The following is a 20,221-nucleotide window of genomic DNA, read 5'->3' as shown; positions in this document are numbered from 1 at the left end:
CATGACTGACTGCCTCGCGAACCGAACGGTCGACACCCTCATCACCAACGTGCGTCTGGCGGACGGCTCCGGCGCGCCCATGACCGACGCGCGCTTCGACGTCGCGCTGCGCGACGGCCGCATCCAAACGATCGCCCCGGCCGGTGCGCTCGCCGGCTGGCACGCCGCGCAACAGATTCGCGGCGACGGCCAGGTGTTGAGCCCGGGCTTCATCGACGTACATACGCACGACGACACGAACGTCGTGCGCACGCCCGACATGACGCCGAAGCTCTCGCAGGGCGTGACGACGGTCGTCGTCGGCAACTGCGGCATCAGCGCGGCGCCGGTCACGCTCAGGGGCGATCCGCCCGATCCGATGAACCTGCTGGGCGACGCCGACGCATTCCAGTATCCGACCTTCGCCGCCTACGTTACCGCGCTCGAAGCCGCGCAGCCCGCGATCAACGTGGCGGCGCTCATCGGTCACACCGCGCTGCGCAGCAACCATATGGATCGCCTCGACCGGCCCGCGACCGAGGCCGAAATCGAAGGCATGCGCGCCCAATTGCGCGAAGCACTCGAGCATGGCGCATTGGGGTTGTCGACGGGGCTGGCCTACGCGAACGCGAATGCCGCGCCGACGGAGGAAGTGCTCGCGCTCGCCGAGCCGCTCGCCGCGGCGGGCGGTCTCTATGCGACGCACCTGCGCACGGAGTTCGCCGAGATTCTCGAAGCGCTTGATGAAGCCTTCCGCATCGGCCGTCATGCCCGCGTGCCGGTCGTCGTCTCGCACCTGAAGTGCGCGGGCGTCGACAACTGGGGACGCAGCAAGGAGATTCTCGACGCGCTCGACCAGGCGCAGCGCTTCCAGCCGGTCGGCTGCGACTGCTATCCGTACACGGCCAGTTCGTCGACGCTCGACCTCAAACAGGTGACGGACGACTTCGACATTCTGGTGACGTGGTCGCAACCGTACCCGGAGCAGGGCGGCAAGCTGCTCGCGACGATCGCGGTCGAGTGGGGCGTCGACCTGATGGAGGCCGCGAAGCGTCTGCAACCGGCGGGCGCGGTGTATCACTGCATGGAGGAAGACGACGTGCGGCGCATTCTGCGGCACCCGGCAACGGTCGTCGGCTCCGACGGGCTGCCGAACGATCCGTTGCCGCATCCGCGTCTGTGGGGCGCCTTCCCGCGTGTGCTCGGTCGCTACAGCCGCGAGCAGCAACTGTTCCCACTGGCCGAGGCCGTTCACAAGATGACGGGGCTCTCCGCCGAGCGCTTCGGTCTGACGGACCGGGGGCTGGTACGCGAGGGGTATTGGGCCGACCTGGTGCTGTTCGATCCGGCCACCGTGGCCGATGCCGCGACCTTCACCGATCCCATGCAGCCTGCGTACGGTATTGCGGCGGTGTGGGTCAACGGCGTGCTGGCTTGGCAGGATCGCGCGCCTACGCAGAATGCACGCGCAGGCCGCTTCGTGCGTCGCGGCACGCCGCAGCCGGTGCTTTGAATGAGTGGAAATGAAACCGTTTAGTCGAAAGGAGCAATGATGAGCATCAAACGATATGGCGTGGAAGGCGGGCAGGGCACAGGCGGGCAACGCATGCCGTTCGCACGCGCCACCGAAGCTGACGGCTTTCTGTTCGTCTCGGGTCAGACCCCGATGAAAGATGGCGAAGTGATCGACGGGGGCATCGTTGCCCAGTCGCATCAGGCCATCCGGAACATGCTGGCGATTCTCACCGAAGCCGGTTACGGACCCGAGCATGTAATGCGCATTGGCGTGTGGCTCGACGACCCGCGCGACTTCGCGTCGTTCAACAAGGTGTTCAAGGAGTACTTCGGCGATCATCCGCCCGCGCGCGCCTGCGTGGTGTCGAGCATGGTGATCGACTGCAAGGTGGAAGTGGACTGCGTGGCATACAAGAAGCCAGCCGCATAAAGCCCGAAGGGCAGAGGGATCGAAGGCCCGCGGCATGCGGGCTGTGCATTGACGGACACTTCAGTACCCGTTTCACAAAGTTTGCGGTTTGGCTTCGATGGCGGGTGTCGTCGCGAGCGCGCAGTCTTCAATCTCCTAACCCAAGAGGAGGTGGACTGTGACACTAGGATCAATTTCCGGGATCGCGCCGACGATGCAAGCACCGCAGACGGACGTCGAGGCCGTCGATGAGCAACGCGTCACGATCGATTTTCCGGCGTCGCCCGATGACGTCCGTTTGCGCTCTCAAAGCACTAGCTCGTGCCGCCTCAGCATGGCGGGGTGTACCAGCGGGATGTCGGGGCTGGTAACGCTGGTACTGGGATTGGCGGGACTCGCGACCGCGGCCTACGTCTGCGTTGAGACCGATAAGCAGGCCGGTAGCGCCGTTGCCAATAGCGAGATTCAACGGCTGGGATATGGCTTCGGTGGGAGTGTGGCCGTCCTGGGGGGCATGCTCGTGACGTATGGCGTCGGTCAGCTCTGCTATGCCGCGGCGAAGCGTCGTGAAGCTCAGGAAGAGGCGTTGGAGCTTAGCCAGCAGGCGCGATTCGAATCGACGATGGGAGAACTCCGTCCGTGAGCACGTTCGAGATTCCCCAGGGCAAGCGGCCATCGTCGCAGCATATCGCCAAGGAGATCGACGTGGCGCTGGCGGTGGTGCGCGACGCACAAAAGCAGCAGGCGGCGATGGGCATGCCGAGTCCCGGCGCGTGGGACGCGATGCAGTGCGATGCCGCGTATCGCTGCGGCTATGGTGCTTACGAGCGTGGCGACTACGCGCAGGCGATCGAGTGCTTCGCGCCGCTGTTGTCGGCGTGTCCGCTCCAGGCCGACTACGCGGTGGCGCTGGCGCTCTCGGTGCAACGGCTCGGTGAACCCAAGGCGGCGCTGTCGCTGTTCATGGCGGCGGCGTTGCTGGACGAGGCGTCGCCCGGCCCGATGTATCGCGTTGGCGAGTGCCTGATCGAGTTGCGCCAATTCGACGCGGCCTATCGCGCCATGAAGGAAACGCTGCACCGCTGCGCCGGTCGACCCCAGTATGCCAACGTGGGCAACGCGGCCCGCCGGATGATGGCCCGCGTCAGCTTCATGCGCTGACTCCCCTCTAGATGTGCGTGGATTGGCGACGGGTCTCATCAACCCGTCGCTTTTTTTCGCCCTCGGCTTATTGGCGAGCCGTGCGGGCGTTGTCCGGCATCGGCAACGTGAAGTTGGTGCGGAACGGGTTGATATCGAGTCCGCCACGCCGCGTGTAGCGCGCGTAGACGGCCAACTGGGTCGGTTGGCACTGGCGCAGGATGTCCATGAAGATCCCTTCCACGCATTGCTCATGAAAGCCAGTGTGGCGCCGGTACGAAATCACGTACTTGAGCAGCCCTTCCTGGTCGATGGGCGGGCCAACGTAGCGAATCTGCAGACTGCCCCAGTCGGGTTGTCCTGTCACCGGGCAGTTGGACTTGAACAGGTTCGAGACGAGGGTTTCCTCCACAGGCGCTTCGCCCTGTGCGGCCTTGAGCAAGGTCGCATCCGGCGAATAAATATCCGTGTCGATATCGAGCCGGTCGACGAGCAGGCCGTCAAGTTCGTCGAGTTCGAGTTTGGCGAAGCCGCCCGGCTCGACGAGACGCACCTGCACCGCCGCGCCTGCGGCTTCGGACAGATCCTGCTGAATCAGCGCCCGGGCGGCATCGGCATTCGCCAGTTTGGTCTGGGCGAATGAGCCGAGATACAGCTTGAACGATTTCGATTCGATGATGTTCGGCGAGTCGGCCGGCACCATGGCCGTGAGCAACGCGATCTGCGGCTTGCCCTTGTCGTTGAGCCACGAGAGTTCGTAGCCGTTCCAGATGTCGGCGCCAAAGAACGGCAGGACGTCGGGTACGCCGATGGCCGCGCGCGCCGGGGCACGGGCGATCGCGAAGAGCAGGGACGGGTCGTATTGCTCGGTGTAGGCAACTTCCTTGCCGAGCGGAGATTGGTCAGGCGTGGTCATGGTTGGCAATGCCGCTGATAACGTGTCCGGTCGGGCTCACCCGCGCGGCGGACTCGCAGTGGCGTGTCTGATCGTCAAAGAAGAAATCGGGCTCGAATTCGCGCAGGAACGCGCCCTTGTCGAGCCCACCCAGGAACATCGCCTCGTCGATGTCGATTTTCCAGTCCATCAGCGTGCGGATGGCCCGCTCGTGGGCCGGGGCCGAGCGCGCCGTGACCAGCGCCGTGCGGATTTTGACCGGCACTTCGTGGCCCGCCAGGCTTTGCAGGCGATGCAGGGCCTGCAACAGCGGCTTGAACGGACCCGGCGGCAGCGGGGTCGCGGCACGTTCGGTCTCGTGCTGCTGGAACGCGTCGAGGCCGTTGCGCTGGAAGACCCGTTCGGCTTCGTCGGAGAAGAGCACGGCGTCGCCGTCGAAGGCGATGCGGATTTCGTCGGGATGCAGCTCGGCCTTTTTCGCCGAGTCGGGATAGACGCGCGCGGAAGGAAAGCCGGCCACCAGCGCACTGCGCACGTCGCGCTCGTTCGCGGAGAGAAACAGGTGCGCGCCCAACGCATTGAGATAACCGAACGGATCGCGCCCGCGCGTGAACACGCCGCGCTCGATCTTGAGGTCGACCTGACGCGCCGAACGAAACACGCGCATGCCGCTCACGGGATCGTTGCGCGAGAGGACGACGACTTCCACGCGGTGGTTGTCGATCTCGTTGCCCTGGTTGAAGGCGAGGAGCTTCTGCACGAGCGGGAAGGCGACGCCGACGCGTGCGGGCACGTCGAGGCGGTCGAGCTGGTACTGCCGGTACGATCGGTCGTCGCCGCCAGCCACCCCGGCCTCGTACACGCGGTTCTCTTCTTCGAAGTCGAACAGCGCGCGCGAGGATATCGCGACAACGAGTTTGTTCTCGAGCGTGATCGGCATGGTGGCAGCGAAACTCCTGTCGTGAGGCGGTGAGCGGCGGCGTCTATCGGGCCGGCTTACGCGAGGAACAGCTTGTAGACCGGGTTGTCGCTCTCGTCCCAGTAAGGATAGCCGAGCGTGGCGAGGAAGTCGCGGAACGCGGCCTTCTCGTTGTCGGGCACCTGGATCCCCACGAGGATATTGCTGTAATCGGCCCCCTGGTTGCGGTAGTGGAACAGGCTGATGTTCCAGTTCGGGCTCATGGCCGAGAGGAAAGTCATCAGCGCGCCCGGACGCTCCGGGAACTGGAAGCGGTACAGCACTTCATGGCTGGCGAGTGTGGAGCGGCCGCCGACCATGTAGCGGATGTGCTGCTTGGAGAGTTCGTCGTTGGACAGGTCGAGCGTGGGAAAGCCGTGGCGTTCGAAGCCGGCTTTGATGCGCTCGCCTTCGTCGCGGTTGTGCATCTGTATACCCACGAAGATGTGGGCGCTCGACGCTTCGCTGATGCGATAGTTGAACTCGGTCACGTTGCGGTTGCCCACCACTTCGGTGAAGCGCTTGAAGCTGCCGCGCGCTTCGGGAATGGTGACGGCGAACACGGCTTCGCGGGCTTCACCGACTTCGGCACGCTCGGCCACGAAGCGCAGACGGTCGAAGTTCATGTTGGCGCCGGAGGTGATCGCGACGAGCGTTTCGCCTTTGAGCTTTTCGCGCTCGGAGTAGAGCTTGGCCCCGGCCACGGACAGGGCGCCCGACGGTTCGAGCACGCTGCGGGTGTCCTGGAAGACGTCTTTGATGGCGGCGCAAAGTTGGTCGGTGTCCACGCGCACGACTTCGTCGAGGTAGGCCGCGCACAGGCGGAAGGTCTCGGCGCCGACGTATTTGACGGCGGTGCCATCGGCGAAGAGGCCGACGTCGCTCAGCAGGACACGTTCGCCGGCGTGAATCGATTGGGCCATGGCGTCGGAGTCGACGGATTGCACGCCAATGACTTTGATCTCAGGCCGCACGGCTTTGACGTAGGCCGCCACGCCCGCAGCCAGGCCGCCACCGCCGATGGGCACGAAGATGGCATGCAGCGGTCCCTGGTGCTGGCGCAGAATTTCCATGGCGATGGTGCCCTGGCCGGCGATGACGTCGGGGTCATCGAACGGGGGCACGAAGGTCAGGCCGCGCTCTTCTTGCAATGTCATCGCGTGGGCGTAGGCGTCGCTGTAGGAGTCGCCCGCGAGCACGACTTCGACGGCGCGCCCGCCGTGGGTTTTCACGGCCTCGATTTTCACCTGCGGCGTGGTGACGGGCATGACGATGACGGCCTTGCAGCCCAGGCGCGCAGCAGAGTAAGCGACGCCTTGCGCGTGATTGCCTGCCGATGCGGTGAGCACGCCGCGCTCGCGGTCGGCTTCGCTCAGGTTGGCCATCTTGTTGTATGCACCCCGAATCTTGAAGGAGAACACCGTCTGGTTGTCTTCGCGCTTGAGATAAATTCGATTGTGCAGACGCATGGAGAGCGTGCGTGCGAGTTCGAGTTCGCTTTCTTTGGCGACGTCGTAGACTTTGGCGGTCAGAATCTTCTTCAGATAGTCGGGAGCTGCGTCGGACATGATTTAAGGCTTCTTCAGGTTAGGCACATCGAGGAACGAAAGGACAATGATAGACCAGCACGTCCGCCGGGGCGGTCGCGCTTGGTTTCTCGGGAAAAAACGGGAAAGGAGAGTGCGCGCCCTAGCGAAGGTCGTCTGGGGTGTCGATGTCGCGCACGATTCCGGCGTCGTCGACATCGACGATCGTAATGTGCCCGCTAATCAACAGGTCGCGCGCGCCGATGTCGCCATCGAGGGCGCTCAGGCGCGGTGTCAGGGCGGATCCGAACGCGACGGGGTGGCCGCGTTGTCCTTGGTAACTCGGAGCGACGATGGCGTCGGGCGACGTGAGTCCGCCGGCAATCGCGCGAATGGTGTTCGGATGAATGTAGGGCATGTCGGCCAGCGCGATGAGCCAGCCGTCGAGATGTTCGAGCCCCGAGGGCGGCGCTTCGTCGACGCCGGACCGGATGCCGGCGGCAAGCGTTGCGCCCATGCCGCGTTGGGTGGCATGGCTCATGACGACTTCACACCCGGCCTGCAACAGCACGCTCTCCAGCTCGGCCGAGTCCGGGCGCACCACCGCGATGACGCGCGGCAACACCGCCAGCAGCGCGTGGGCGCTGGCGAGGGCAACGGGTCGGTTCAGGGGATCGCCAGGCAGCGGCGCGAGCAGCTTGTTCCTGCGCCCCGCCGCATCGAAGCGGGTACCGAGTCCGCCTGCCAGTAGAATGGCCACGGGCGGCGTCGAGGGTCGGGTCATGGGGGTGCATTATGCGCCAGACTCTTTGTTTCTGCCAAACGCGTGCGTGTACCCTCTCGCGGGATGTGCCGACCGTCCGGTCGGTCATGGAGGCAGGGTTGCCGCCATTTTTTCGGTCGTTTTTGTCTTTTCCCGGAGTTGCATGGAGTCGTTCATCACCTGGCTGCTCGGCGTGCTGGCCCTGCCCGGCGTCGGCCTGCCGGCCATTTTCCTGGTGTCGTTTCTGTCGGCCACGCTTCTGCCCATGGGCTCGGAGCCCGCACTGTTCGGCTATGTGACGCTCAATCCACATATGCTCTGGACCGCCATCGCGGTGGCCAGCATAGGCAATACCGCTGGTGGCATGCTCGACTGGTGGATGGGCTTCGCCGCTCGCCGCGGCTTCGTTCGCCTGAAAGCCCGCCGACGCGCGCACGCCCGTACCGCCGCACTCGCGGGCGGCCCGATGCCAGAGCCCGCCAGCACGAAGCGCCCCAACGGACAAGCCCCGATGAATGAGCGCTATCACCGCTGGATGCGCCGCTTCGGCCCACCCCTGCTCCTGCTCTCCTGGCTGCCCGTGGTCGGCGACCCGTTCTGTACCCTCGCCGGATGGCTGCGACTCTCCTGGCGCGAATGCCTCTTCTTTATCGCCGTCGGCAAAACGCTTCGCTATGTCGCCGTCACGTTTCTGATGCTGCGCGTGCCCGAGTCGTTTTGGCACGGCATCTTTGCGCCCCTTAAACACCTGCTCATTGGCTGACGACCGGGCTGACGCCTGGACTGACACACACACCGGTGGTCATGCCACGCGCTTCCTTCTTCCTATGCCCGAGAGGCCGGACCGGGGCCCCTTTCCGCCTCTCAAACATAAACCCAACTCGCTGCAGAAAGGGGCCCCGGTCCGGCCCACCGTCACGCTCCCCCAAGCCCAACCCGCCCGACGTGCGCTTGCGCTACGCCTTGCCTCCGTTTCCGTTACGCCTTCGTCAGGTCGAACGGCAACGCCCGCATCCGCTTTCCCGTCAACGCAAATATGGCGTTCGCATACGCCGGCGCCAACGGCGGCAACCCCGGCTCTCCCATCCCCGTCGGTGCATCCCCCGAACCCACAATGTGCACACTGATGGCCGGCATGTCGGGCAAACGCGCCACCATGTATTGATGGAAGTTGCTCTGCTCAACTTCTCCATCCTTCATCGTGATCGCCGCGCCCGGTATCGTCATCCCCAATCCCATCAAGGCCGCTCCCTCGACCTGCGCCGCCACCGTCAACGGATTGACCGCGAAATTGCAATGCACCCCCGCCGTCACACTCACCAAACGCGGTGAATCATTGCGCATCTCAGCCACTACGACGTACGCCACCACGGAATCAAACGACTCATGCACCGCCACACCCCACGCCTGGCCCGACGGTAACTGCGCTTTTCCATAGCCGGAACGTTCAACCGCCAACGCCAACGCCTCCCGGTGCCGAGGATGCTTATCTCCCATCAACCCATACCGATACGCCACCGGGTCCTGACCCGCTTCCTTCGATAGTTCGTCTATCAATGTTTCCATGACGTACGCCGTATGCGTGTTGCCCACGGATCGCCACCACAGCACCGGCACGTTGACCTGCGGACTGTGCAACGTGAGCCGCAACGGCACCGCATATGGGGTGCCCGCAACGCCCTCGACGCTGGTGCCGTCGATGCCGTTCTTGACCATCATCTTTTCGAACGGCGTGCCCTGCAAAATCGACTGACCCACGATGGTGTGATCCCACGCCAGCACGTTGCCCTTGGCATCCAGGCCGATCTCGGCACGATGGACGTACATCGGACGGTAGTAACCGCCACGGATGTCGTCTTCCCGGCTCCAGATCACTTTCACCGGCTCACGATGCCCCGCACGCCGCCACGCTTTCGCCACCTGGGCCGCCTCGACGCCATAGTCGGACGTCGGGACCGCGCGGCGGCCAAATCCGCCGCCCGCCATGAGCGTGTGCAGTTTGACCTGCTCGGGCTTGAGGTCGAGCGTGCGCGCAATGGCGGCCTGGTCGACGGTCTGGAACTGTGTGCCGGTCCACACTTGCGCGCCCTTGTCGGAAAGCTGCACGGTGCAGTTGAGCGGCTCCATAGGCGCGTGCGCCAGGTACGGGAAGTGGTATTCGGCAACGAGGGTTTTGGGCGCACCCTTGAGCTTGGAGATGTCCGCGTCGATCGCGACCGTGCCCGGCGTCTTGGCCATTTCCACATATTTGGCCAGTTGGGCGGTCGTGTCGACATGCTCAACGCCCGTCGTGTCCCACGTGGCCTTGAGCGCGTCGCGCCCGGTCTTGGCCTGCCAGTAGCCATCGGCAATGACGGCCACGGCGGTGCCGCCCCGGTCGTCCGGGATCTCTAGGACATCGCGCACGCCCTTGACCGCCCGCGCAGCTTTGGCGTCGAACTGCTTCACTTTGGCACCGAACACGGGCGGGCGAGCAACGACAGCAACTTTCAGGTTCGGCAGCTTGAAGTCCATGCCGTACATCGGCACGCCCATGGACTTGGCCCGCGCGTCGAGCCGTCCCGTTGGCTTGCCAAGTAGGCGGAACGCCGAAGGTTCCTTGAGCGCGACATCGGCCGGCACCGGCTGCGCCTGCGCGCGCGCGGCAAGACTGCCGTACGTGGCGCGCTGGCCGTTCGGGCCGAGCACGACGCCGTTCTCGGTGCGCAACTGCGCCGCCGGCACTTTCCACTGCTGCGCCGCGGCCGCGATGAGCATGGCCCGAGCAGATGCGCCAATGCGCCGGTATTGCAGCCACGAATGCGCGACGGAGCCCGAGCCCCCCGTCATCTGGATGCCGAACACGGGGTCTTTGTAGACGTCGGCCGCCGGCGCCAGCTCGCTGCGCACTTTGGCCCAGTCGCAATCGAGTTCTTCGGCGACGAGCATGGGCAGCGCCGTCTGTACGCCTTGTCCGAAATCGAGGCGGTTGACCTGGATGGTGACGGTGTCGTCCGGCGCAATGCGCACGAAGGCCGAGGGCACGACGGGCGTGGCGGCCGCGCCCTGGGCGCTGGCTGCCCGCATGGCGCCGGGCAGCGACATTTCGAGCATGAGTCCACCGGCCGCAAGCGCCGAGGTCTTGAGAAATACTCGGCGCGTCAGGCCGGCGAAGTCGCCCACGGCGACGCCAGGGCGCGGGGAAAAGCGAAGTTCACGCATGGGTATCTCCTCGCCTCAGGCCAGCGACGCCGCAGCGTCTTTGATCGCCGCACGAATGCGGGCGTAGGTGCCGCAACGGCAGATGTTGCCGGACATTGCGGCGTCGATCTGTTCGTCGTTGGGCTGTTTGTTCTCGCGCAGCAACGCCGTGGCGGACATGATCTGGCCGCTCTGGCAGTAGCCGCACTGGGGCACGTCGTGTTTGACCCAGGCGTTCTGCACAGCACGCCCGACGGCGTCCGCCCCGACGTTTTCAATGGTGGTGATGGCCTTTCCCGCGACTGCGGAGACCGGGGTGATGCAGCTTCGGATGGGCGCACCGTCGAGATGCACGGTGCACGCGCCGCACAGCGCCATGCCGCAACCGAACTTGGTGCCGGTCATGTTGAGCGCGTCGCGCAGGGTCCAGAGCAGGGGAGTGGCCGGGTCGACATCGACCTGCACGACACGGCCGTTCAGTTGAAACGAGACCATAGAGACACCTCTTGACGGGTGGAGAGACCGGGGATCGGCAAAACATACTCCCATTCGGTGAAAGTTTCAGCGCAGGCGTGTGTCATAAGTCGTTGTATCCATTCGGATATAGCGATCAGCAGGAAGGTCGGCGATAGGGCGGGAATGCGAAGGGGCCGGCGCTCGTGTAGGGGCGGTCAACGCGGCAGTGAACGCGCCGGAGCGTCGGGAAGGAGGGGAATCTCGCGCCTCGCGGCGAATTCGGCGCGGTGCCGACGTGTTGCGGTGCAATGAAGTACAATTCTGGCTACATTCCCCTACCAACCTGTTCCCAAGCCGGAAGAAAGATCTGGGCATGCGCACGAACTGCCTCACCCCCCTGTGTTTCTACGCGATGATCGGACACGATTCGTCATCGACGTCTTCGCACGGCAGTCGTCGATCTCGTTGACCGCAGATCGTCTGTTGCCGGCCCGCGCGCACCCGTCGCGCTTGCCGCCGGCATCCATTGCGCTTACCCGATTTTGACTTTCGGCGCGTCTCGCGAGACGAACGCCGACGGCGGATGCACCGCCGCATTGACGAGCCCGACAAGATGAACGCACCCTTGCCCGCCTTCGAGCCGCACGACGCCAAGCATGCACTCGCCGCCCAGCCGCCGCGACTGCGCGAGATCCCCTACAACTACACGTCGTTTTCGGACCGCGAAATCGTCATGCGCCTGCTGGGCGCCGACGCCTGGCACATCCTCGACGAACTCCGCGCGGAGCGACGCACCGGCCGCTCGGCCCGCATGCTCTACGAGGTACTCGGCGATATCTGGGTGGTTCGCCGCAATCCGTATCTGCAAGACGACCTGCTCGATAATCCGAAGCGCCGCAAGCTGCTGATCGACGCGCTGGACCATCGTCTGAACGAGATCGACAAGCGTCGCCGCGCGGATGTGGCCGCGAACGCCGATGCGAACGGCCGCGAACGCGCCGCCCGTGTGGAGCAACTGGAGGTGGCGGCACGCCGCGCCGTGGCAGACTTCGCCGAGGAGTTCGCGAAGATGGCCGAGCTGCGCCGTCGCGCGAAGAAGGTGCTCGGTCGCACGACCGCGCATGACAACATCAAGTTCGACGGTCTGTCGCGCGTCTCGCATGTGACGGACGCGACGGACTGGCGCGTGGAGTACCCGTTCGTGGTGCTCACGCCGGACAGCGAAGCCGAAATGGCGGCGCTGGTGAAGGGGTGCTTCGAGTTGGGACTGACGGTGATTCCGCGCGGAGGCGGCACCGGCTACACGGGCGGCGCGATTCCGCTCACGCCGTTCTCGGCCGTGATCAATACGGAAAAGCTCGAGCAGCTCGATGAGGTCGAGTACTCGGCGCTGCCGGGCGTCGACGAACCGGTGCCGACGATTTTCTCGGGCGCCGGCGTGGTGACGCGTCGCGTGGCCGAGGCCGCCGAGCGGGCTGGTCTGGTGTTCGCGGTCGACCCGACGTCGATCGACGCATCGTGCATCGGTGGCAACGTGGCGATGAACGCCGGTGGCAAGAAGGCCGTGCTGTGGGGCACCGCGCTCGATAACCTCGCGTGGTGGCGCATGGTCGACCCGCAGGGCAATTGGCTCGAGGTCACCCGCCTCGATCACAATCTCGGCAAGATTCACGACATTCCGGTCGCTCGCTTCGAGTTGACGTGGTTCGACGGCAATTACGCCCCGGGCGCCGTGCTGCTCAAGACGGAAAAACTGGACATCGAAGGCAAGCGTTTCCGTAAGGAAGGGCTCGGCAAGGATGTGACGGACAAGTTCCTCGCCGGTCTGCCGGGCATTCAGAAGGAAGGCTGCGATGGTCTGATCACGAGCGCGCGCTGGATTCTGCACAAGATGCCCGCGCACACGCGCACGGTATGCCTGGAGTTCTTCGGCCAGGCGAAGGAAGCGATTCCGAGCATCGTCGAGATCAAGGACTACATGTTCGCGCAGACGGCGGCCGGCGGCGCGATTCTGGCGGGCCTGGAGCATCTGGACGAACGCTATCTGCGCGCCGTGGGCTACGCCACGAAGTCGAAGCGCAATGCGTTCCCGAAGATGGTGCTGATCGGCGATATCGTTGGCGACGATGACAACGCCGTCGCTCAGGCGACGTCGGAAGTGATTCGCATGGCCAACGGCAAGAGCGGCGAAGGTTTCGTCGCGGTGTCGGCCGAAGCCCGCAAGAAGTTCTGGCTCGACCGCTCGCGTACCGCCGCCATCGCGCGCCACACCAACGCCTTCAAGATCAATGAAGACGTGGTGATTCCGCTGCCGCGCATGGGCGAGTACACGGATCACATCGAACGCATCAACATCGAGCTGTCGCTCAAGAACAAGCTGCAACTGGTCGATGCGCTCGAAGCCTTCTTCGACGCCGGCAATCTGCCGCTGGGCAAGACGGATGACGCGAACGAGATTCCGTCGGCCGAACTGCTCGAAGATCGCGTGCAAACGGCACTCACGCTGCTGCGCGACGTGCGCGCGCGCTGGGTGTTCCTGCGCGATCATTTCGAACTGCCGCTGGCCGAAGCGATTCCGCTGCTCAATCGACACGGCGTGCGCGACCTCAACGTGGCGCTCAACGATCGGCTGAGCAAGCAGCCGCAAACCCGACTCATCGACTTGCTGCAGGATCGTACGGTGCGCGTGTCGTGGAAGCAGGAGATCCGCGGAGAACTGCGCAAGATTTTCTCGGGCGCGGAGTTCAAGCCGATCCTTGAGGAAGCGCAAGCGATTCACAAGCGCGTGCTGCACGGCCGCGTGTTCGTCGCGCTGCACATGCACGCGGGCGACGGCAATGTGCACACGAACATCCCGGTGAACTCGGATAACTACGAGATGCTCCAGGATGCGCACAAGGCGGTGGCACGCATCATGGCCATCGCCCGTTCGCTCGATGGCGTGATCTCGGGCGAACACGGTATCGGCATTACCAAGCTGGAGTTCCTGACGGAAGCCGAGATCGGCGAATTCCGCGCGTACAAGCAACGCGTGGATCCGGAAGGGCGCTTCAACAAGGGCAAGCTGCTCGATATGCCGGAACTGCCCGCCGACCTGCGCAATGCCTATACGCCCAGCTTCGGGCTGATGGGGTATGAGTCGCTGATCATGCAGCAGTCGGATATCGGCGCGATCGCGGACAGCGTGAAAGACTGCCTGCGCTGCGGCAAGTGCAAGCCGGTGTGCGCCACGCACGTGCCGCGCGCGAACCTGCTTTACAGCCCGCGCAACAAGATTCTCGCAACGTCGCTGCTCATCGAGGCGTTTCTGTACGAAGAGCAAACGCGCCGCGGGGTGTCGATCAAGCACTGGGACGAGTTCAACGACGTGGCCGATCACTGCACGGTGTGCCACAAGTGCGTAACGCCGTGTCCGGTGAAGATCGACTTCGGCGACGTGACGATGAACATGCGCAACCTGCTGCGCAAGATGGGCAAGAAGAAGTTCAATCCGGGCGCGGCCGCCGGCATGTTCTTCCTGAACGCGACGAACCCGGAGACGATCAACATCACCCGCAAGGTGATGATCGACTGGGGTTACAAGGCGCAGCGTTTCGGCGCGGACGTCTTCAAGAAGCTAGCGAAGAAGCAGACGGCACGTCCGCCTGCAACGGTGGGCAAGCCGCCGCTGCGCGAGGAAGTGATCCACTTCGTCAACAAGAAGATGCCGGGCAACCTGCCGAAGAAGACGGCGCGCGCACTGCTCGACATCGAAGACAACAAGGTCGTGCCGATCATTCGCAATCCGAAGACCACCACGGTCGATTCGGAAGCGGTGTTCTATTTCCCGGGCTGCGGCTCGGAGCGCCTGTTCTCGCAGGTCGGGCTCGCCACGCAGGCGATGCTCTGGCATGTGGGCGTGCAGACGGTGCTGCCGCCGGGCTATCTGTGCTGCGGGTATCCGCAGCGCGGCTCGGGGCAGGGCGAGAAGGCCGAGAAGATCGTGACGGACAATCGCGTGCTGTTCCACCGCATGGCGAACACGCTGAACTATCTCGATATCAAGACCGTGGTCGTGTCGTGCGGCACTTGCTACGACCAGCTCGCGGGCTATGAATTCGAGAAGATCTTCCCGGGCTGCCGCATCGTCGACATCCACGAATACCTGCTCGAGAAGAACGTGAAGCTCGAAGGCGTGAACGGTACGCGCTACATGTATCACGACCCGTGCCACACGCCGATCAAGACGATGGATCCGGTCAAGCTCGTGAACGAGTTGATGGGCAGCGAGCACGACGGCTACAAGATCGAGAAGAACGATCGGTGTTGCGGTGAGTCGGGCACACTGGCGGTCACGCGTCCGGACATCTCGACGCAGATCCGCTTCCGCAAGGAAGAGGAGATGCGCAAGGGCGCGGCGAAGCTGCGCGCGGACGGCAAGGTCGAGGACGTCAAGATTCTGACGAGCTGCCCGTCGTGCCTGCAAGGGCTGTCGCGTTATAACGACGACGCCGACATCACGGCGGACTATATCGTCGTGGAGATCGCCAAGCATGTGCTGGGTGACGAGTGGCTGGTGGACTACGTGAAGGATGCGAACCACGGCGGCATCGAACGCGTGCTGGTCTGATGGCCCGCTCGGGGACGCGGCCGATGCCTGACCGACGGACCATGGAGGCGGCATGGGGGTAGTCCTCACCGCGCTGATCCTGCTGTTTGTGGTGGCGCTGACCGGCGTGCTGGTCAGCTACGTCAAAGTTCTGCCGGTGCCGATCGTGCAGATCGCTGTGGGCGCCGCGCTCGCTTTTCCGGGCGCGGGGCTGCACATCGATCTCGATCCGGAGATCTTCTTCCTGCTGTTCATCCCGCCGTTGCTCTTCGCCGACGGCTGGCGCATGCCCAAACGCGAGTTCTGGCACCTGCGCGTGCCGATCGTCGCGATGGCGCTCGGTCTGGTGATCTTCACGGTGCTCGGCGTGGGCTATTTCATCCACTGGATGATTCCGTCGATTCCGCTTGCCGTGGCGTTCGCGCTCGGCGGCGTGCTCTCGCCAACCGATGCCGTGGCCGTCTCCGCCATCACCGCACGCCTGCAGATGCCCACGCGCCTCATGCACGTGCTCGAAGGCGAGGCCATGATGAACGACGCATCGGGCCTGGTCGCGTTCAAGTTCGCCATCGTGGCCGCGACCACGGGACTCTTTTCGATCGGTAACGCCACGTTCTCGTTTTTCGTCATCGCGCTGGGCGGCTTGCTCGCCGGCTGGGCCGTGACGTGGCTGTTCACGCAGTTCCATCGCCGCGTGATGGCGGCGTCCGCCGAAGAGCCGGCGACGGTCGTGCTGCTGCTGTTGCTCATGCCGTTTGCGGCCTATCTGCTGGCCGAACATTTCGGCTTCTCGGGCATTCTCGCGGCCGTGGCCGCCGGCATGACGGTCAGCTCGACCGATCTGCTCAATACCCGCACCGCCACCCGCATTCTCGGTAACGGGGTGTGGTCGATGCTCGAATTCGTGTTCAATGGCGCAGTGTTCGTGCTGCTCGGCCTGCAATTGCCTGACATCGTGCGTGCCGCGTTGCGGCCCGGCGAGCCGCATTGGGGAACGCTGCTCAATCTCGGCGAACTGATGGCCTACGTCGGCGCGATTTCGGCGGTGCTCATCGTGCTGCGCTTCTGCTGGGTGTGGGTGGCGTGGCGCGTGATGTATTTTCTCGGTATGCGACGTGGCGAAATCACAATGAAGCCCGGCATGCGCTTCACTGGCGTGACGGCCCTCTCGGGCGTGCGCGGCGCGGTGACGCTGGCCGGTGCGCTCTCGGTGCCGCTGGCCCTGCCGGGCGGCGCGCCGTTTCCGGGACGCGATCTGCTGATTTTCCTGGCCGCCGGCGTGATTCTGCTCTCGCTTGTCGGCGGCAGCCTCGGTTTGCCGTTCCTGCTGCGCGGCGTGCGCTGGCCGGTCGAGGACCCGCGCAATCGTGAGATGGGCGAGGCGCGCCTCGCGGCGTCGGAGGCGGCGATCCGCACCGTTGAATCGCTGCAAAAAGTCATTGCGAAGTCGGGCGACGAACTCGACACTGCCGTGTGCGCCGAAGCGGCCGCGCGGGTGATGGGGCGGTATCGCCGCACGCTCAACGCGTCGAACGCGACCGACGACGAGATGCGCGTGCGCGCGGTGCGTGAGGTCGAAGTCGAACGCCGGCTGCGCGCCGCCGCCCTGCAGGCCGAGCGCGGGGAACTGTCGCGTCTGCGCCTGGCGCACCGCATCAACGACGAGACGCTGCGCGAATTGATCAGCGAGATCGACTTCGCCGAACTTGCGCTCGGCCCGGTCGACCCGGCCACCGGCAAACGTTACAAGCGCAACAAGCAGTGAGCGCACTGACAGCACTGACCTGAACCGTCTGCGGCGCACGCGGGGAGGGCAGGGCAAACGAGGGAAGACGCATGATGGAATGTCCGTTTTGCACCGGAGAGGGCGGCGATGTCGTATGGCGCGACCCGGTGCTGCGCGTGGTGCTGGCGAATGAGATCGGCTACCCGGGCTTCGCTCGGGTGATCTGGCATGCCCACGTCGCCGAAATGAGCGATCTGCCCGCGGCGGCGCGCGAGCATGTGATGCGCGCTGTGTTCGCCGTCGAGACAGCCCAGCGCACAGTCATGTCGCCGCACAAGATCAACGTGGCGAGTCTGGGCAACATGGTGCCGCACGTGCACTGGCACGTGATTCCGCGATATCGCGACGACGTTCATTTTCCCGGCTCGGTCTGGAGCGCGCCGCAACGCGAGGTGCCGGCGGCGGTGCTCGCCGAGCGCGCCGCCTGGACACCCGCCCTGCGCGAGGCCGTGGTGGCGGAATTGAATCGTCTCCCGGCGTGGCCGGCATGACCGTTGAGGCCTGAGCGGCTATACTGCCGGCCGATGTGTCGCATGTCGGCGCACCGACCGATTATTCTGGAGCAAGACCATGGCTGGGCTGGAGAAAGACACGCCGATTCCCGTTTCCTTGACGCTGCATCGCACATCGAAGGTGCTGGAACTGGGCTACGAGGACGGAACACACTACCGCCTGCCGTTCGAATTCCTGCGCGTACTCTCGCCGTCGGCGGAAGTGCGTGGCCACGGCCCGGGGCAGGAGACGCTGCAAACCGGCAAGCGCGATGTCGATCTGAATGGCCTGGAGCCGATCGGCAATTACGCCGTGCGCCCGGTGTTTTCGGACGGACACGATACCGGCATCTATTCGTGGGATTACCTCTACGAGCTGTGCGTGCGTCAGGACGCGCTGTGGCAGGAATACCTGGACAAGCTCGCGTCAGCGGGGGTCGATCGCGACACGCCGATGTCGTCGCCGGCTGCGGGTGGCTGCCACCACCATTGAGGCCCCGGCGGGGCGCACGTGCGTGTGGCGCGCCCGCTTACATGAATCTGGGAGATTGCAATGGGCCAACAGACCCACTTCGGTTATGAAACCGTCGACGAGAAGGAAAAGGCCGGCAAGGTCGCCGAGGTGTTCCATTCGGTCGCGAGCAAGTACGACATCATGAATGACCTGATGTCGGGTGGACTGCACCGGATCTGGAAAGCCTTCACGATCGGACGCGCCGCCGTGCGCCCCGGCTTCAAGGTGCTCGACATCGCGGGCGGCACGGGCGACCTGTCGAAGGCGTTTGCGCGCGCGGCCGGCCCAACCGGCGAAGTCTGGCTCACCGACATCAACGAATCGATGCTGCGCGTGGGGCGCGATCGCCTGCTCGACGCAGGCATTGTCACCCCGACCCTGCTGTGCGATGCCGAAAAGCTGCCGTTCCCGTCGAACTATTTCGATGTGGTCACCGTGGCGTTTGGCCTGCGCAACATGACGCACAAGGATGCCGCGCTCGCCGAAATGCGCCGCGTGATCAAACCGGGCGGCAAGGTCATGGTGCTCGAGTTCTCGAAGGTTTGGCAGCCGCTCGAGAAGGCGTACGACACCTATTCGTTCAAGGTGCTGCCGTGGCTCGGTTCGCGCATCGCGGGCGACGCCGACAGCTACCGCTATCTGGCCGAGTCGATTCGCATGCACCCGGACCAGGAAACGCTCAAGTCCCTGATGGAACAGGTCGGTCTCGAACGTGTGGAATATCACAACCTGACCGCGGGGGTCGTCGCGCTGCATATCGGACGCAAATTCTGAGTTTGCGCTCACTTACCTGACGCACCCCAGCGCCCCGGACTGCGGAAAAAAGCCGCGCCGGGGCGTTTCTCTAAGAACGAGCTAATTCTGCTGTGGCAGAATCGGCCGTCGCCTCATCTGGTTTCAGTACGTAAAAAAGTGCTGAACCATTCCGGTTGACGCCTGTCAGTAGACAGCAACCTATAAACTCCACGGAGAGACCAGAACGATGTTCCAGTTCCTGAAAAACAAGCTGTTGTTGGGCGTGGTGGCCGGCGTAGTGGCGGTCGGCATGACGATCGCGGACGCCGATGCCAAACGCGTTGGCGGCGGCCGGAGCATCGGCAAGCAGTCCAGCACCGTGACGCAGCGCCAGCAAGCGCCGCAACAACCGACGCAAGCCACGCCGGGCACCGCACCGCAGCAGGCCGCACCGGCGGCAGCAGGGGCCGGTGCCGCAGGGGCCGCGGCCGCCGCCAAGCCGGCCAATCGCTGGCTCGGCCCGATCGCCGGTCTGGCGGCCGGTCTCGGTATCGCGGCCCTGCTCTCGCACTTCGGCCTGGGCGGCGCGTTCGCCAGCATGATGGCCAACGTCATCATGATTGCGCTGATCGCCTTCGCCGTGATGTGGCTGATCCGTCGTTTCCGCGGCAATAAGTCGCAGTCCCAGACGCCGGCGTATGCGGGCGCGGGTAACGACGCGTCGAACAACACGCTGCGCCAGTCGTGGGACAGCCAGCCGCAACAACCGTCGCAACCGGCACAACCGGCGTCTTCGTCGGCCCAGCCGTCGCTGTCGGGCGTGCCCGTCGCCGCGGGGGCCGCTGCCGCAGCCGCCCCGTTCGGCGTGCCGGCCGGCTTCGATGTCGACGGATTCCTGCGCAGTGCCAAGGTGTACTTCAACCGTCTGCAAGCGGCCTGGGACAAGGGCGATCAGGCCGATATCAACGAGTTCACCACGCCGCAGATGTTCGCGGAAATCAAGATGGACCTCGAAGAGCGCGGCAAGTCGGTCAACCGCACGGACGTCGTGCAACTCAATGCCGAACTGCTTGGCATCGAGGAATCGGCCGTCGAGTATGTGGCAAGCGTTCGCTTCTCGGGCCTGATCCGCGAAGCCGAGGGTGCCGCGGCCGAGCCGTTCAACGAAGTGTGGAACCTGACCAAGCCGGTGACCGGTAGCGGCGGCTGGGTGCTCGCCGGGATTCAACAGGCTAGCTAAGCGCACGACGGTTTTGCCGTAACCTGCCTTACAATGAGAGCCCGCG

General features: G+C 64.6%; 17 protein-coding genes. 11 read left to right on the top strand and 6 right to left on the bottom strand.

The annotated features are described in order from the left end of the window. Position 1 precedes the first annotated feature (1 nt). From BGP02_RS20620 to BGP02_RS20605, 4 genes are all read left to right on the top strand, one after another. Entirely contained in the window at positions 2–1,492 is a 1,491-nt protein-coding gene (locus BGP02_RS20620) for an N-acyl-D-amino-acid deacylase family protein (protein WP_286799135.1), read from the top strand. A gap of 39 nt (positions 1,493–1,531) precedes the next feature. Beyond that, complete coding sequence (locus BGP02_RS20615; protein WP_198288736.1) at positions 1,532–1,924, top strand: RidA family protein; 393 nt, start codon at positions 1,532–1,534, stop codon at positions 1,922–1,924. Positions 1,925–2,081: 157 nt separating this feature from the next. Further along, the gene (locus tag BGP02_RS20610; RefSeq protein WP_157211553.1) at positions 2,082–2,546 is read left to right on the top strand and encodes a hypothetical protein; all 465 of its coding nucleotides are present in this window, start codon (positions 2,082–2,084) and stop codon (positions 2,544–2,546) included. Next, on the top strand, positions 2,543–3,064 hold the full coding sequence (locus BGP02_RS20605; protein WP_017235554.1) for a hypothetical protein: 522 nt from the start codon (positions 2,543–2,545) through the stop codon (positions 3,062–3,064). Before BGP02_RS20610 ends, BGP02_RS20605 begins: the two co-directional genes overlap by 4 nt. A gap of 67 nt (positions 3,065–3,131) precedes the next feature. On the opposite strand, the gene queF is transcribed toward BGP02_RS20605, so the two are convergent. From queF to BGP02_RS20585, 4 genes are all read right to left on the bottom strand, one after another. Further along, positions 3,132–3,959 (bottom strand): NADPH-dependent 7-cyano-7-deazaguanine reductase QueF, encoded by an 828-nt coding sequence (gene queF / locus BGP02_RS20600; RefSeq protein WP_286799134.1) that lies wholly within the window; start codon positions 3,957–3,959, stop codon positions 3,132–3,134. Then, positions 3,946–4,878: a 5'-nucleotidase gene (locus BGP02_RS20595; protein ID WP_017235556.1), complete on the bottom strand. Its 933-nt coding sequence runs from the start codon at positions 4,876–4,878 to the stop codon at positions 3,946–3,948. The genes queF and BGP02_RS20595 overlap by 14 nt, the downstream gene beginning before the upstream one ends. A gap of 56 nt (positions 4,879–4,934) precedes the next feature. Continuing rightward, a complete protein-coding gene (ilvA, locus tag BGP02_RS20590; RefSeq protein ID WP_017235557.1) occupies positions 4,935–6,464 on the bottom strand; it encodes a threonine ammonia-lyase, biosynthetic in 1,530 nt (509 codons plus the stop codon). A 121-nt stretch (positions 6,465–6,585) separates the two neighbouring features. After that, entirely contained in the window at positions 6,586–7,206 is a 621-nt protein-coding gene (locus tag BGP02_RS20585) for a nucleotidyltransferase family protein (protein ID WP_017235558.1), read from the bottom strand. Between the two features lie 142 nt (positions 7,207–7,348). Here BGP02_RS20585 and BGP02_RS20580 point away from each other — a divergent pair, with 142 nt between their 5' ends. Further along, on the top strand, positions 7,349–7,948 hold the full coding sequence (locus BGP02_RS20580; RefSeq protein ID WP_261939207.1) for a YqaA family protein: 600 nt from the start codon (positions 7,349–7,351) through the stop codon (positions 7,946–7,948). Positions 7,949–8,163: 215 nt separating this feature from the next. On the opposite strand, the gene BGP02_RS20575 is transcribed toward BGP02_RS20580, so the two are convergent. Next, positions 8,164–10,386 (bottom strand): xanthine dehydrogenase family protein molybdopterin-binding subunit, encoded by a 2,223-nt coding sequence (locus BGP02_RS20575; RefSeq protein ID WP_286799133.1) that lies wholly within the window; start codon positions 10,384–10,386, stop codon positions 8,164–8,166. A 15-nt stretch (positions 10,387–10,401) separates the two neighbouring features. Then, positions 10,402–10,860 carry a (2Fe-2S)-binding protein gene (locus BGP02_RS20570; RefSeq protein ID WP_017235561.1) on the bottom strand — a complete coding sequence of 153 codons (459 nt, stop codon included), beginning with the start codon at positions 10,858–10,860 and terminating at the stop codon, positions 10,402–10,404. A gap of 574 nt (positions 10,861–11,434) precedes the next feature. On the opposite strand from BGP02_RS20570, the gene BGP02_RS20565 reads away from it, so the two are divergent. The 6 genes from BGP02_RS20565 (at position 11,435) to BGP02_RS20540 (ending at position 20,175) form a co-directional block, all read left to right on the top strand. Further along, positions 11,435–15,430, top strand: a complete 3,996-nt coding sequence (locus tag BGP02_RS20565; RefSeq protein ID WP_268567276.1) for a DUF3683 domain-containing protein — start codon at positions 11,435–11,437, stop codon at positions 15,428–15,430. A gap of 52 nt (positions 15,431–15,482) precedes the next feature. Further along, positions 15,483–17,174 (top strand): Na+/H+ antiporter, encoded by a 1,692-nt coding sequence (locus BGP02_RS20560; protein WP_150562432.1) that lies wholly within the window; start codon positions 15,483–15,485, stop codon positions 17,172–17,174. A 74-nt stretch (positions 17,175–17,248) separates the two neighbouring features. Continuing rightward, on the top strand, positions 17,249–17,686 hold the full coding sequence (locus tag BGP02_RS20555) for an HIT family protein (RefSeq protein WP_026132289.1): 438 nt from the start codon (positions 17,249–17,251) through the stop codon (positions 17,684–17,686). 79 nt (positions 17,687–17,765) lie between these two features. Further along, on the top strand, positions 17,766–18,179 hold the full coding sequence (locus BGP02_RS20550) for a gamma-butyrobetaine hydroxylase family protein (protein ID WP_150562433.1): 414 nt from the start codon (positions 17,766–17,768) through the stop codon (positions 18,177–18,179). A 60-nt stretch (positions 18,180–18,239) separates the two neighbouring features. Continuing rightward, complete coding sequence (ubiE, locus tag BGP02_RS20545; protein WP_017235567.1) at positions 18,240–18,974, top strand: bifunctional demethylmenaquinone methyltransferase/2-methoxy-6-polyprenyl-1,4-benzoquinol methylase UbiE; 735 nt, start codon at positions 18,240–18,242, stop codon at positions 18,972–18,974. A gap of 208 nt (positions 18,975–19,182) precedes the next feature. Next, positions 19,183–20,175 (top strand): Tim44 domain-containing protein, encoded by a 993-nt coding sequence (locus tag BGP02_RS20540; RefSeq protein ID WP_150562434.1) that lies wholly within the window; start codon positions 19,183–19,185, stop codon positions 20,173–20,175. The last annotated feature ends 46 nt before the right edge of the window (positions 20,176–20,221 follow it).

Origin of the sequence: Pandoraea sp. 64-18, from assembly GCF_001899225.1 — a bacterium.
Lineage (GTDB): Bacteria > Pseudomonadota > Gammaproteobacteria > Burkholderiales > Burkholderiaceae > Pandoraea > Pandoraea cepalis.
The sequence above is the reverse complement of the archived record's forward strand: the minus strand, read 5'-3'. Positions and strand labels throughout refer to the sequence as shown.